Raw genomic sequence first — 14614 nt, 5'->3', positions numbered from 1 at the left:
GATCCTGTCTCCTGATGCGATGGATTTCGGAAAAGCCGCGTCGCCGCCCGCGCTACTGGAGCCGCAGGGCGAAATTGACGGCAAAGCAGACCGCGATGACGAACATGATGGGCCGCACTTCCCCCAGACGCCCGGTCAGGGTCTTGAGGCCCACATAACTCACAAAGCCGAAACCGAAGCCCGTGGCGATATTGAAGGTCAGGGGCATGCTGATGATGGTCAGAAAGGCGGGCAGCGCCACGGTGAAGTCCGAAAAGCGGATGCGCCCCACCTCCTGCATCATGAGCGCGCCCACGATGATGAGCGCCGGCGCCGTGGCGAAGGCGGGCACCAGGGCCACCAGCGGCATGAGGAAGAGCGAGAGGAGGAAAAGCCCGGCGATGACCACGGCCGTGAGTCCGGTGCGGCCGCCGGCGGCGACCCCGGCGGCGCATTCGAGGTAGCTGGTGGCGGTGGTCGTGCCGAGAAGGGCGCTCGCCATGGTGGCGAACGAATCCGTCATCAGGGCGCGGTCCAGGCCGCGGATATGTCCGTCCGGCCGCATGAAGCCCGCCTTTTGCGCCAGCCCGATGAGCACGCCCATGTTGTCGAACAGGTCCACCATGGTCAGGGTGAAGATGATGGAGAAAAGCCCGTGGCTCAGGGCGCCCGTGAGGTCCATGCGCAGGAAAAGCCCCGAGGGAACGAGCGAGCCGGCGCGGCTGAAGCTTCCGGCAAGCGTTTCGGCCGTGGGTGCGGGCGTTGCCCCCAGGAGCATGCCCGCCGCGGTCACGGCCACGATGCCGATGACCATGGCGCCGGTGACGCGCAGGGCCATGAGGGCGCTGATGAGAAAAACGCCAGCCACGGCCAGCAGGGCCGCCGGCTGCCCCAGGTCGCCCAAGGTGACGAAGGTGGAGGGTGAGGCGGCCACCAGGCCGCAGTTCTTCATGCCGATGAAGGCGATGAAGGTCCCGATGCCGACCACGATGGCGTATTTGAGGTCCATGGGCACGGCGTCGATGATCATCTGGCGCAGGCGCGTGACGGTGAGCAGCAGAAAGATCACGCCGGAAATGAAGACCGCGCCGAGACCCGTCTCCCAGGTATAGCCCGCCGGCCCGCAGACATAGTAGGCGAAAAAGGCCGAGATGCCGAGGCCCGGGGCCACGGCCACGGGAAAGCCCGCCCACAGCCCCATGACGAGCGTGGCGCCCACCGTGACCCAGACGAGGGCGGTGCCCGTCTCCGCCGCGGGCATGCCCGCATCGGCGAGCATGGCCGGGATGACGAAGAGCACATAGCACATGGACATGAAGCTGGTCAGCCCGGCCAGGCATTCGGTCCTGAGCGTGGTCCCGCGCTCGCGGAGATGGAAAAGGCGTTCCAGGAGCTGCATGCGCTCTCCGGGGTCAGGCGTCGCGCGCCGCCGGGTCGGCGTCCGTCGTGCTGCCGTCATGGCGCGGGCGTCCTTCCCGCGCGGAGCGGTCCGCCCCGGCGCCGGTCTCCTCGAAAAACGCGCAGCCCCGGCGGCCGCCCTCCTTGACGCGGTAGAGGGCGCTGTCCGCATCGCCGTAGAGGCTGTCGGGGAAGCCCGCGCGGGAAAAGGCCACGCCCACGCTGATGGAAAGCGGGGGCACCGCGCCTTCGGGGCTGCTCAGGGCCTCGTTGATGGCGGCGATCTTGTCGGCAATGACCTGGCGGATGCCGGGCGCCCTGTCCGTGAGGATGACCGCGAACTCGTCACCGCCCAGGCGGATGCAGAAGTCGCCGGAGCGGAAGGTCGTGCGCAGCAGCGTTGCCACGCGTTTCAGGGCGGCGTCGCCAACCTCGTGGCCGTGGATGTCGTTGACTTCCTTGAAGTGGTCCACGTCCAGGAGGATGAGTCCCACGGGGTGGTCTTCGCCGTTCAGGACCTGGCGCAGGCCGTCAAAGGCGCTGCGGTTGAGAAGCTCGGTGAGCGGGTCATGCTCGGCCTTGTGGCGGAGCAGCATGTCCTGCTGTTCCTTGAGGGCGAAGATCTCGTTGTAGGTTCCGGCAAGCTCGCGGAACTCCTGCGCGCCGACGGACGCGAGCGGCCGGCCTTCGCGGATGCAGCGGTTGAAGATCCGCAGCGGCCGGATGACGAGGATGATCCCCATGACGAACGTGATGACGGCCAGAAGGCTCAGAGCCACGAGAAACAGGCGCTGCCGCGCGAGCACGATGCCCAGGTCCTCGGTGCTCTGCAGTTGCGCCTCCCGCGCGCGGACGAGCACGTCTTCCATGAAATGCGAGACGGCGTTCAGGATCTTCAGTTTCGCCTCGCGGTATTCCCGGTCAAAGACGAGTTCGCGCGCCCGCGCGGCCTTGCCCTCGGGGGACAACTGGCGGTCGGCCGCGCTGAGGCGAAGCTCGCGCACCTGCTCGGGAAAGGTCGCGAGGTCCAGATGCGCGGCCTCGGCGGCGAGCCGGATGGCGTAGATCTCCCGGTGGGTGAGGGCGTTGGAAAGGGCGATGCCGGTGTGGATGCAGTTGTGCTCCCCGGCGCGCACATGCTCGCCCGCGAGCCGCTCCACGGCCGTTTCCCGGCTTCTGGTGGAATAGACTTCCATGAAGTAGCGGTCGGCATATTTCCTGTCCAGAGTCTGCACGAAGAGGCGCACCAGATCGGTGAGCAGGTCCGAGCCGCGGCGCACGCTCTGGCCCGCCTCCTCCCAGGCGATATAGGTCTCCATGGCCTTGGCGCTTCGCTTGTATTCATCCGCCATGTGGATGGTGGTGTGGATGAGAAAGACGAAGAGCGCCATGGTCAGGATGAGGATGACGCTGTTGACCAGCACCAGGCGCAGCCCCCTGGCGCGATGCGCGCGGGAGGGGGATTCGGCGGCGTGTTCCGGGGAGGATGCCTGTCTGGAGGTGCGTTCGCTCATGAAGATCTTCTCCCGCGATTATCCGAGAAAGCCGCGCACCCCGGTGAAGATCACCTGGGCCGCGATGGCGGCCAGCAGCAGCCCCGTGAGCTTGGCGAGCACCGCGATGCCCGTGGCATGGAGCAGGCGGCCCACGATGTCGGCCATGCGGAGGAGCAGGAACATGCCCAGCGCGGCCAGCAACAGCGAAAAGACGCCCAGGGTCAGCTCGTGCGAGGTGCGCGCGGAAGCGCCCATGACCATGACCGCGCCGATGGAGGCCGGACCCATGCCCAGGGGGATGGCAAGCGGCACCACGCTGATGTCGCCTTCGGTATGCGTATGTTCGGTCTCGCCGTCATCGCGCATGAGGGCGATGGCCGTGAGCATGAGCAGGACGCCGGAACCGATGCGGAAGGCGTCCAGCGTGAAGCCGAACAGCTCGAACAGGCTGGAGCCGCAGAGATAGAGCACCACGCCGATGATGAAGATGGCCGTGGAGGTCTTGAGCGCCGTGGCGTGCTTTTTGCGCGCGTCATAGTCGCGCGTGTGGCCCAGAAAGGCGCTGAGCACGGCCGGCGGCGTCATGAGCGCATAGAGCTTGATGCTTGTTCCCACCACATCGCTGATGAGACCGTCCATACCGTTTCCGTCCCCTGAAAGTTCCGCCCCGGTGCGGGCGCTAGTGGCGCAGGAATCCCCTGATGCCGGTAAAGATCACCTGGGCCGCGATGGCCGAAAGCAGGAGTGCCGTGAGCTTAGCCATGACCGCGATGCCCGTGCGCCCGATGACCCGCTGCACCGGGTCCGCCAGGCAGAGGAGCGCCGCCATCCAGATGGAGGCCAGGAGCAGGCAGAAGGTGCCCACCAGCAGATCCAGCGTCCCCGTGGACTGCGCGCCCAGGACCATGACCGTGCCGATGGCCGAGGGTCCCATGCCCAGCGGGATGGCAAGCGGCACCACGCTGATGTCCGCGCCGTGGCGCACGGGCGGGGCGGTCTCGTCCTCGTTCATCAGCGAAATGGCCGTGAGAAAGAGGAGCAGGCCCACGCCGATGCGGAAGGCGTCCAGCGTGAAGCCGAACAGCGCGAAAAGGTGCGAGCCGAAGATGAAGAGCACCTCGCCCACAAGGAAAATGGCGATGGAAGCCTTGCAGGCGACCAGATACTTCTCGCGCTTGCTGTGCCCGCGCATATGCGAGATGAAGGCGCTGAGCACGGCCGGCGGGGTCATGAGCGCATAGAGCTTGATGGCGAGGCCCACGATCTTGCCCACGGCGAGTTCTTCCATCACTTCACCCTGTCGGTCCTGGGGGTTATCCTTCCGGTCCAGCCCGGCGCGGCGGCCGCCTGAAGCCCGTACTTCCGCGCCTTCCGCACCACCGAGGACTGGCTGATGCCCAGACGGTGCGCGGCCTTGTAGGTGCTGCCGGTCTCGGCAAGGGCGGCGGAGAGCATGTCCCGCTCCAGGCGTTCCACAGCCGAGGTCAGGGATTCTCTGGGCGCGGCGGCTTCGGGCGCCTCCTCGGCCGCCTCGCGCATATAGGAGGGCAGGTCGCCGGGCAGGATGTTCTGCCGCTCGCAGAGTGTGAGCAGGGACTGGATGACGCTCTGAAGCTCCCGGACATTGCCGGGCCAGGCATAGGCCAGGAAGATCTGTTCGGTGCGCGGGTCCAGGCGCTTGGTGGTGCCGGTCTCCTGGCCGATCTTCCGCAGGAAGTACCAGGCGAGCAGGAGGATGTCGTCGCGCCGTTCGCGCAGGGGCGGCATCTCCACGCAGAGCACGCGCAGGCGGTAGAAAAGATCCTCGCGGAAGCGGCCGTCGGCCACCATCTTTTCCAGGGGCTGGTTGGTGGCGGCGATCAGGCGCGTGTCGACCACGATGGGCTGGGTGCCGCCCACGCGATAGATGGGCTGGCCGTCCAGCACATGCAAGAGTTTGGCCTGCATGGGCAGGGAAAGCTCGCCCACCTCGTCCAGCAGCAGGGTCCCCCCCTGGGCAAGCTCCAGCATGCCGCGCTTGCCCCCGCGCGCCGCGCCGGTGAAGGCGCCCCCCTCGTAGCCGAAAAGCTCCGACTCCATGAGCGCGGGCGGGATGGCGCCGCAGTTGACGGCCACGAAGGGCTTGTCCGCGCGGGCGCTCATGTCGTGGATGAGCTTGGCCGCCATGGACTTGCCCGTGCCGGTCTCGCCCAGGATGAGCGTCATGGCCTCGGCCTGGGCGGCCTTGGCGATGTCCTGGCGCACGCGCTGCACAAGCAGGCTCTGGCCCAGCAGTCCGCTCTTGCTCTCGCCTTCCAGCCCCTGGGCGCGCAGGCGGTAGGCCAGCGCCTCGACCTCAAGGTTGGAGAGCTTGGTCTGGAGGTTCTCCAGTTCCGTGATGTCGCGGATGGCGGCGATGACGCGCCAGACCCTGCCGTCCTCGTCAAAGACCGGCGTGCTGGTGTTGAGGCAGCGCTTGCCGTTGGAATAGTCGTCGAACAGCGTCACCGTGTGCCGCGTTTCCAGGGCGCGCAGGGTGACGCAGGTCTTGAAGCGCCCCTCGCGCAGTGGCTCGCTCACATGGCGCCCCACCACCTCGCAGGCGCGGATGCCGGCGATGCGCTCCATGGCGCGGTTGATGCGCCGCGTCACGCCCTGGCCGTCGATGACCCAGATGCCGTCGTGGATGAATTCGAGCACGCTGTCCAGCTCGCGCAGGGATTGGCGCGCCGCCCGTTCCAGGCCGCCCGGGGGCAGCTCCTGCACGGTGAAGCAGCGCAGCCGCGCGCCGTCGGGCGCGCCGTCGCCGGGGGCGCTGTCCCCCGCGCCGGCATGGGCGGCCGGGGTGTCGTCGGCCGGGGCGTCCCACCAGTGGATCAGGTAGGTGGCGCCGTCGCCGTGCCGGAAGAGCAGGCGGCCGCGCTGGCCCGGGATCTCGCCGGCGTCGTGGGCGCCGAAGCCTTCCAGCGCGCCCTGGGCCAGCCAGCGCCCCATGGCCGTGGCGGGCGGTTCCGCGTCCGCGCTGTCCAAAAGGGCGCGCAGCCCCGTGTTGGCGTACAGCAGGCGCCAGTCGTCCGCAACGCAGACCCCTCCCGGCAACTGGGCCAGAACGGCGTGCAGGCGGGCCTCAAGGGCGGCGTTGGCTGTCATGGCTTCCGGGCGTTTGCAACTCGTGGCGCGTGCCGTTCATGGTCGGCCGGCGCTGCGCCGCTCAGCGGCCCAGGGCCGCCGCCTCGTCCACGATCCAGATGAGGTCTCCGATACGGGGACGCACGAGCTGGGCCGGCAATACCGGCTCGGTGAGCAGGTTGAGCGCGTTGGCGAGGGCCGCGTGCTTTTCCGCGCCGGCCACGAGGAACATGCAGCAACGGGCGTTGTTGAGTACCGGCAGCGTCAGGGTGATGCGGTCGGCCTTGCGCTCGGGCACATAGACATCGGCCACGAGGCGGCGCTTTTCCTCCGGCTTTTTGACGCCGAGCAGCGGCGAATTGGGGAAGATGGAGGCCGTGTGCCCGTCCTCGCCCATGCCGAGCAGGATGAAGTCGAAGCGGGGCAGCGCCCCGGGCGCCAGGGCGAAATCCTCGCGGATCTGCGCCTCGTAGCGCGCGGCGGCTTCCACGGGGTCTTCCTCCCCGCGCATGCGGTAGAAATGGGTGGCCGGCACATGGCTCAGAAGTTCGCGCCGGGCCATGCCGTAGTTGCTTTCAGGGTGGTCGGGACCCACGCACCGCTCGTCCGCCCAGAAAAAGACCATCTTGTCCCAGGGCAGACGGTCCGCCCAGTCGCTCTGGGCGAGCAGGTGGAAGAGCGGCACCGGCGTCTGGCCGCCGGAGAGCGCGACCCTGAAGACGCCGCGCTCGTTCACGGCCTCTTCGCAGGCGGCGGCGAAGAGGTGGGCGGCGCGCTCGGCCATGGCCTCCGGAGTTTTGTGGATGTGGAGCGAAAGATGGATGGAACGGCTGCGGCCCGTCATTGGCGGCTCCTTGCGTTTGGCCGCTCCGGAAGGGCGCGGCGCACGCGAAGTATGCCACAGACGCGCCCGGGAGAAAAGCCATTTTTCCCGTGGGGCGTCCGGCGCTTGACATTTTTGGGGGAACGGCTACTGTGAAGCCATCTGAAGCTGCACTTCGGAAGAGTTCCTGCCGACCTTGGAACTCGACTGGTCTTCCGGCCGGGCATTGCCGTGTCGTCATGACGGGCACGCCACCGGAAGTTGCCGCGCGCGGTGGCGTTGTCGCCCGGCGCGCCCGATGTCGAGGTTTCCCGTCTGTCATGGGCAGGTACTCAAGTGTTCTCGCACTCACTCACCCTCACATCAATTATAACGCTCCCGTGCTTCGCGGGGCGGCGTTGTTTCGCGTGCCCAAATCCCAGGCTCCGACACCCTGAAACGGCCTTCGTCCGTTTCGGGGTGTTCTGTTTTCCGGGCCTGACATGGCCCGGCGGCACTGGCCCGGGGCATCCATGACCAATGTCCGATACCTGAACAACAACTGAGCAACGACGCAGACGACGACCACATCAGAAATCCAAGCCAAGGGGGAACTCATCATGGCCGACATCCTTCTCGCAAAGCCCGCGGCGGGCGCTTCCCAGACCATTCCCTGCGCTCCCGAAGCGCGCTTCGTCTTCGACTTTCCCACCACGGACGCCACGCTGGCGCGGGAGGGCGACGATCTCGCCATCCAGTTCGAGGACGGTTCGAGCCTGAACCTCCAGGGCTTCTACACGGAATACAACGAGGAGAACCTGCCCTCGTTCAGCATCGACGGCACCGAGGTGGCGGCGGCGGACTTTTTCGCGGCCATGAACGAGCCTGACCTCATGCCCGCCGCCGGTCCCGGCACGGGCGCCACGCCCACGGGCGGCCGCTTCCACGAATGGGGCAACGCGGACCTCGCGGACGGCATCGACCACCTCAACGGGCTGGACTGGGGCTTTTCCCGCGCCTTCGAGTGGGAGGACCACCCCAACGCCGTGGGCGGCGGGGATGACGAGGGCGGCCTGCTGGCCCAGGGGCCGGTCATTCCGGGGACGACGCCCGGAACTCCCGAAGACCCCGAACTGCCCACCGAAATCACGGTGACGCCGGACCCGGTGCCCGATGCCGATGGCGCACACAATATCGTCATCGGTGGTGAATCTGAGACACAGTTCACACCGCATACGACCTACAATCTCGCCTTTTTGCTTGACGCCTCGGGCAACGGCAGCGTCGAAAAGGTCGGCCTCAATGTGGCGGATCGAATGGAGTATGATGACAAGTCGGGCAAGTGGAGTGCAAATCAGGAGACGCTCGCTAACCTCGGGCTGACTCCGCAGCCGGACGGTTCCTTCCTCTACAATCACGATGGAGAGGAGTGTCGCTGTTTCATTTCCTGCAAGGGTGAGGTGTTGAGCTATCCTGCCCTGTACGCGAGTCTGGAAAAGACGGGCGACTATATTGCTAATGCCTATGACACACTTCCAGAAGGATCAACTCTGAATATTCTCCTTGAGGGATTTGACGTTAAAGTTGAATCTTACGCAACAGTAACAGTTGGTAATGAGGGGGGGCGCGCTTACATAGAATACAGCGTGTGCGATGCCGCTGGATATAAATATGACAACGGCAAACTCACGGAAACGACGAGCAACAATAATCCTGACAAGACGGCAGGGCTTGGACAGATCGTCACACGCATCTATAGTGATGAATTTGGAGAAGGAAAAGACTATGCAGACCCGCAAAGCTTCATCGACCATATCATTTCCGACTTCAATTCAAGAGTCATCTACAATGTCAGTTCATCATGGGGATTTAATGGTAACTATACATATACAGCAACGAACTATGATGCAGCTATGCAGTTTGCAGAAGGCTGGTTTGCGGAACACTCTGCCGGCAACTTCGTTAACCAAAGCTTTGTGATTTCCGATGGCGGCGCCACCGCCTATCTGGAACCCATCACCGGCTCCGGAAACTACCTGAATACCTCTATGCCCAACTATCAAACCGAGTTCTCCACCTGGGATTTATCGCAAGTTTCTTCCTATTCCTTTCTGAATACGGAGACAGGTATTCAAGAAAACCATTCTATCAGCGCGTGGAGCGATATTCCCTGGAAGCCGGGACAGGTATTCATCGTGCAGTGCAAAGACGGTAATGCTCTTGTCATCAACGAACAGGGGCTTGTTCTGGGTGTAAACACCGAAGGAGATGCTACCCAGCTGAAGCAGGTCAGCGAAGAATGCCATGATGGCGCGAAGAAATGGTCTGTGCCTGTTGTCATGGGGCATTTCACCACTGACGATGGCAAGAGTTACTACGCCCCCTGCATCGTCAAGGGTTCGCTTGCCAACGAGACCCTCCTTAATGAATATGAGGGTCAGGATATTTACGGCAGTTCCCAGGAGCATACGCTGGGGACCGCTGGTTCGCTTCAGGGAGTATCCGATGTCACGACTATCGTCATCGGCACCTCAGCCACTGATGCCAAGGGACTCAATGACTACGCTACAGATGCTTCCCATGTGGAATATTTGCCCGACTGGACGTTCATCGCCAACAAATTTCTGGGCATTGTCAACGACAAGCTGGTAGTTCAGAACAATGACACCATTGATGGGGGAGCGGGGAACGATGTCCTCTTCGGCGACCGTATCGTGGGAGCCGAGTTTGACGAAAACGGCGCTTATGACAAGGAGGGCACGCAAAAGGCGAACGATGATGCCCTGCGGGGTCTTGTCGATGCGGAGTCTGAAGACAGCGCGGAAGATATCGCCGCCTCCCTGTGGGCCAATGCGGAAAGCGTGGCGGACAAGCTCGATGACCTTTCCGACAAGGGAGGAGACGATGCTCTGGCCGGGGGCGCGGGCAACGATCTGCTCTTTGGGATGAGTGGGGATGACATCCTGCTCGGCGACGGCGAAAAGAGCATGTTCTCTGACATGCCTCCTGTCGAGTCCATTCAGGGCATGAACCGCGAAGAGCTGAGTACCTTTGAGAAGAAGGTGGCTGCTCATGAGAAGGAGAGCGACGGCAACGATCTGCTCTTCGGCGGCAAGGGAGACGACGTGCTCATCGGCGGCGGCGGCGACGACTTCCTTTCCGGCGGCGAGGGCCGGGACGTGCTGCTTGGCGGCAGCGGCGACGACATCCTTGTGGGCGGCAGCGACACGGAAGCCGTCAATGCCAACCTCGCTTTTCTGGTGGATACGTCCAAAGGGAGCAACATTGACGCCATCAAGGAGCAACTGACGAAGACCTTTGAGGAACTCCGGGACGGCATGGCCGACAACGGGGGTACCATCAACATCATGCTCATGGGCTACCATTCCCATGCCACCCAACTGGAAACCGTCAACCTTAGCGAGGACGGCGCGTTCGATCGCCTTATGGCTGCCCTGGAGGATATTGCGGAAGCGCACCCGAAGGGTCCGAACGGGATGGACTCGATTCATTCCGTCATGGAAGAGCAGACCAACCATGAACTGGCCTTCAACTATGCCAGCGCGTGGTTCGCCCAACAGCAGGATGATGGTTTCGTCAACAAGACCTTCATGTTCACGGATAGCGACGCCAGCGTGCATTTCCGCCTTGATATGACGGCGAATTCTGCAATTGGCCGTGTCCCTCTGGTCGACTTTGATTCCGGCAAGAGCGGTGACTTCACCTATGATATCCATGTCGAGAATGTGCTGGGCATGCTGAACGATAATCCAGCAATCCATGTAAATATGCTTGCCCTCGAGGGCTACAGGCCAGGCGAGTCCTATACCGTCTACGCGGGTGAAAAGGCCGTTCTCACGATTAACGAAAAGGGCTACGCTGAATTTGCCTTTGACTGGTATATTGGTGGCCGGCTCATACACAATAAGGGTGACCGTATCGGTCTTCAATTGACGGACAATCATAACGGTGACAACGGGAAAGAAGTTCCGGTAGTCGCCTACTGGAATGCGGAGAAGAATGTCTGGATGCTCGGGGCAATCGCGGGTGAACTCGATGCCAACTCAGAAATGAAATGGCATATAGATGACACTAAGGATGCCTTCAAAGAATTGATGAGTAATTCTGGACAAGACGTCGCCTTCGTTGTCCCGGACGGCGGCACTCTCAACATGGGTAACTATCCCGGTGCCGAGAGCAGCGCTCCCGAAGACATCGCTTCGTCCATCCTCGGTCCTACCCATTCCGGCGACACGCTCATGGGCGGCGAGGGCAACGATATCCTCTTCGGCGACGAGATCCCCGAAGGCGTATTGCCCGACGAAGTGGACGCCGCGCACCGCGCAGACTACATCCGCGAGCATCACAAGGAGTTTGACGTCTCCTCCTCCGGGGCGGGCAGGGCGGAAAATGACGTTCTTGACGGCGGCGCCGGAGACGACATCCTGTATGGCGGCGCGGGCGATGACAAACTCTACGGCGGTGAGGGGGACGACATCCTCTACGGCGGTTCCGGCAATGATCTCCTCGATGGCGGCGCGGGCAACGACTACCTCGATGGCGGCGCGGGCAGCGACACCATCTACGCCGGCTCCGGCGACGACCTCATCGTCTATGACCCCTCCGACTATCTCATCGACGGCGGCGAGGGCATCGACTTCCTGCTGAGCGCCGACAAGGGGGGCCATACCCTTGCCGACATGCTGGGCAACTGGGAGCAGCATGACAAGGACATGCCCATGGTGAATGGCGTGGAAGTTATGCTCAAGGGCGTTGACACGAGCCTCCAGAACATGGACGCCCTTGCCAAGGAGTACGGCTTCTCCATGGGCAAGGATGAGAACGGCAGAGACATCCTCATCCTGGGCGACCAGTGGCAGAAGGTGGGGGACTCGGACAACGGGACCACGACCACCTATGAGAACGGCGAAGGCGTCACGCTGGAGACCACGCTCTCGGTCGATACCACGAGCGCGGAGGACCATGCCGTGCAGGCCGCGGCCAACGAACTCGCCACCTCCAACGGTTAACCAACTCCGGCGGCGGCCTTTGGGCCGCCGCCGTTTCCTGCCATGCGCATACTCTTCATCAGCAACTATTTCCCCGGCGATCTCGGGCCGCTGGCGCGCACGCTGGCGGCCGCGCCGGAAAACGAGGTTCTCTTCGCCTCCAACCGCCAGCGCAAGGACTACGCGCTGGCCGGCGTGCGGCGCGTGCGCCTGAAAAACGCCCCTCTTTTCGGCGATGCGCCGCCCACCGTGCCGCAACTTTGGGAAGAGGCGATCAGACGGGGGAGCGGCGGCCTGCGCTCCCTGCTGGCGCTGCGCCAGTCCTGGGGCGCGGCGGACATCATCTTTGCCTCCCTTGCCGGGGGCGCCGCGTTTTTCGCGCCGCAGGCGTTTCCCGAAGCCTTTCTTGTGACCTATGCGGAAAGCGGGCTGAAAAATCTTTCCCTCCTGCCGGGAGCGGTGCGCGACGCCTGGAGCCTGCTGCAAAGCGCGCTTTTCCTGCAGGGGGACCTCTGTTTCGCGTTCAGCGAACGGCAGCGGCGGCTGTTTCCCGAGCCGCTCCGGGCGGCCATCCATCTGGTGCCGCCCTGCGTGGATGCCGAAGTCTTTTCGCGCGCGGCGGCGGACCCGTGGGGCGCCGGAGAGGCGACCGGAGGGAAGCCTGCCGCGCCGCTGCTGACGCTGGACGCCACCGGTCTTGAGAGGCAGCGGCTGGCGGCCCTGCTTGGCGTCGGCCGCGCCGTGCTCCAGGCCCTGCCCCGCTGCCGGGTGGTCATGCTCACGGAAAACGGGAGCCTGCGCCAAGCCGTGGAAACGGCCGTCGATGCGTGGCCCGCCGCAAGCCGCAGCCGGTTCGCGGCGTACAATTCCCTGCCGTTCGACCGCTACCGCGATCTTCTGGCGGCCTCGCGGCTGGTGGTCTGCCCCGGCGGGGGCGATGCCGCGGAAAGGTGCTTGCTGGAATGCATGAGTTGTGAGACTCTGCTCATGGCTCGCTCCACGGCGGCCAATTTTTTGCGTCCGGGCGTCAACATGCTTGAACTGCCCGAAGGCGGCGCGGAGGTCGTGGCGCGGGCCGTGGTCCAGGTCCTGGCGCCGGACCGTCCGCGCGAAAGCGCGCGGGAGCTTTCGCCCGTGGCCCGCATGGCGCGGCGCGATGTGCTGGCGCATTTCAGCGAGGAGGTCGTGGCGCCGGCCCATCTTGCCCGGGTCATGCAGGCGCGCGCCGCCTGGAAAAAGGAACGCGACCGCGCCTGAAGCGGCCACAAGGAGTCCCCCATGCCAGATGATGATCCCGGCCGCACACGCCTCCAGCACCAGTGTGCCGCGGCCATTGCCGCGCAGATCGAGAAAACCAGCCCGGTGAGCGCGTGGCTCCTGCGTTCAGCGGGCGAGGGCATGATGCATCTCCCCGTCAAGATCATCCGCGAGACCGACCGCACCTATGCCACGCGTTTTGCCGACAACGCGGAGATCGTCACCTGGCTCGGCGTCCTCCTCGAGGCGGAGCTGGCCCTGCATGTGGCGGCCAAGGACAATCTGCTGCCGCTGGGCAACCCCGAGATGCGCCGCCATGAGGAACTCTACACCAACCTCATCATCCACCTGCTCCTGCTCGCCGTGGACCGCTTCATCCACGATGTCTTCCCTGAACGGAATTTCTGCGCGCTGGACTATCGGGACAATCCCCACGCCCTGACCATGACCCTTCAGGACTGGCATTGACCGGCCCATGAACCCGCGCGACAAGCTCAACCTCTGGCAGCCGGACATCCTGGGCATCTTCCAGGCCGCCCGGGCGCAGCGCTCGGCCGTCACCCTGAGGTGCCACCTGCGCCTGGACGCCATCAACGAGGCGGACGTGACCCTGCACGGCGGCATCACGGCCGTCAGCGGCCAGATGGCGCGTTTCAGGGCCGAGGGCTATGACTTCGCCTTCGGCGACCGCGCGCCGCAGGACCCGGCCTGCGCCTACGCCTTCTCCCTGGACCTGCCGCGCGCGCTCCGGGATGTCATCCGCGTGGAGTATGAGGGCCGCGCCACCATCCTTGAGCGCGAGCTTGGCCGCAACAATCTGCCGAAAACGCTGGAGCTTCGCGTTTCGCTGCCCTCGAAGATCCGGCGGCGCCGCCGCCATGACCGCATCGCCTGCGGTCCCGGCCGCGTGGAGGACGCGGCCCTCGTGCTCGTGGAGGCGCCGCCCCGGCGCCGGGGCGATCTGGAGCGGCTGCTGGCCGCCCCGTTTGCCGGGCGCGAGGCGCCGAGCCTGCTCAACCTGTCGGTCAGCGGCGCCTGCCTGCTGGCGGGCGAGTCCATCCGCCAGAAGCTCATGGCCGCGCAGGAGCGCTATCTGCTGTCGTTCGTTCCCTGCACGCCCGGGCGGGCGGCCAGGCCCCTGGTCTTTCTGGGGCGCAAGGTGGGCGTCTATCCGCGCCCCGAAGGCTCGGCGGCGCTGCGGATCCGCTTTTGCGACGAACTGGACGCCGGCACCCCCGGCGAGGAGCTGCGCTGGCTGAATATCGAGCGCAACGGTTCGGCGGCGCTGCCCCGCGTCTTCCGGCACTGGGAGGCCATGGATGCCGAGGCGGCGAAGCTGGCCGCGCGGGAGGCGGAACAGGCCGCGCTGGCAACGGCGGAGGAGAACGCCGCCGGGGAGGGCGCCGTCACGCCGGGCGTGCTGCCCGTGTCGTTCCCGGATGAGGAGCCGTAGAGCATCCCGCCATGCGGAAAAGCTCCCGAAGGCAGCGTCCGCTCCGCGTCCGCAAGTCCTGTGTGCGGCAAAGCCTGTGAATGCCAGGGACATGCCCAAGGAATCCCGGACC

General features: G+C 64.8%; 10 protein-coding genes. 4 read left to right on the top strand and 6 right to left on the bottom strand.

Annotated elements, in window-relative coordinates; translation table 11 throughout:
• Positions 1–52: 52 nt before the first annotated feature.
• The 6 genes from QZ294_RS02450 to pgl all read right to left on the bottom strand — a co-directional run bounded on the left by QZ294_RS02450 (position 53) and on the right by pgl (position 6825).
• Positions 53–1378 (bottom strand): NCS2 family permease, encoded by a 1326-nt coding sequence (locus QZ294_RS02450; protein WP_297046237.1) that lies wholly within the window; start codon positions 1376–1378, stop codon positions 53–55.
• A gap of 13 nt (positions 1379–1391) precedes the next feature.
• Entirely contained in the window at positions 1392–2891 is a 1500-nt protein-coding gene (locus QZ294_RS02445; protein ID WP_297046234.1) for a GGDEF domain-containing protein, read from the bottom strand.
• A gap of 18 nt (positions 2892–2909) precedes the next feature.
• Positions 2910–3512 (bottom strand): MarC family protein, encoded by a 603-nt coding sequence (locus tag QZ294_RS02440; RefSeq protein ID WP_297046228.1) that lies wholly within the window; start codon positions 3510–3512, stop codon positions 2910–2912.
• 40 nt (positions 3513–3552) lie between these two features.
• Positions 3553–4161: a MarC family protein gene (locus tag QZ294_RS02435; protein ID WP_297046226.1), complete on the bottom strand. Its 609-nt coding sequence runs from the start codon at positions 4159–4161 to the stop codon at positions 3553–3555.
• Positions 4161–6002: a sigma 54-interacting transcriptional regulator gene (locus QZ294_RS02430; RefSeq protein ID WP_297046223.1), complete on the bottom strand. Its 1842-nt coding sequence runs from the start codon at positions 6000–6002 to the stop codon at positions 4161–4163. The genes QZ294_RS02435 and QZ294_RS02430 overlap by 1 nt, the downstream gene beginning before the upstream one ends.
• 61 nt (positions 6003–6063) lie before the next feature.
• Positions 6064–6825, bottom strand: coding sequence for a 6-phosphogluconolactonase (gene pgl, locus QZ294_RS02425; RefSeq protein ID WP_297046221.1), 762 nt, complete (start codon positions 6823–6825; stop codon positions 6064–6066).
• 578 nt (positions 6826–7403) lie between these two features.
• Between pgl and QZ294_RS02420 the strand changes: the two genes are divergently transcribed.
• From QZ294_RS02420 to QZ294_RS02405, 4 genes are read left to right on the top strand one after another with little or no spacing between them, the layout of a single operon-like run.
• Positions 7404–11813, top strand: a complete 4410-nt coding sequence (locus QZ294_RS02420) for a hypothetical protein (protein ID WP_297046218.1) — start codon at positions 7404–7406, stop codon at positions 11811–11813.
• A 42-nt stretch (positions 11814–11855) separates the two neighbouring features.
• Positions 11856–13049, top strand: coding sequence for a hypothetical protein (locus QZ294_RS02415; RefSeq protein ID WP_297046215.1), 1194 nt, complete (start codon positions 11856–11858; stop codon positions 13047–13049).
• 21 nt (positions 13050–13070) lie between these two features.
• Entirely contained in the window at positions 13071–13517 is a 447-nt protein-coding gene (locus tag QZ294_RS02410; protein ID WP_297046212.1) for a hypothetical protein, read from the top strand.
• A 7-nt stretch (positions 13518–13524) separates the two neighbouring features.
• The gene (locus QZ294_RS02405; protein ID WP_297046209.1) at positions 13525–14502 is read left to right on the top strand and encodes a hypothetical protein; all 978 of its coding nucleotides are present in this window, start codon (positions 13525–13527) and stop codon (positions 14500–14502) included.
• Positions 14503–14614: the final 112 nt, after the last annotated feature.

Origin of the sequence: uncultured Desulfovibrio sp. (assembly GCF_910584445.1) — a bacterium.
GTDB lineage: Bacteria > Desulfobacterota > Desulfovibrionia > Desulfovibrionales > Desulfovibrionaceae > Desulfovibrio.
This window is presented reverse-complemented; position numbering and strand designations above follow the sequence as displayed.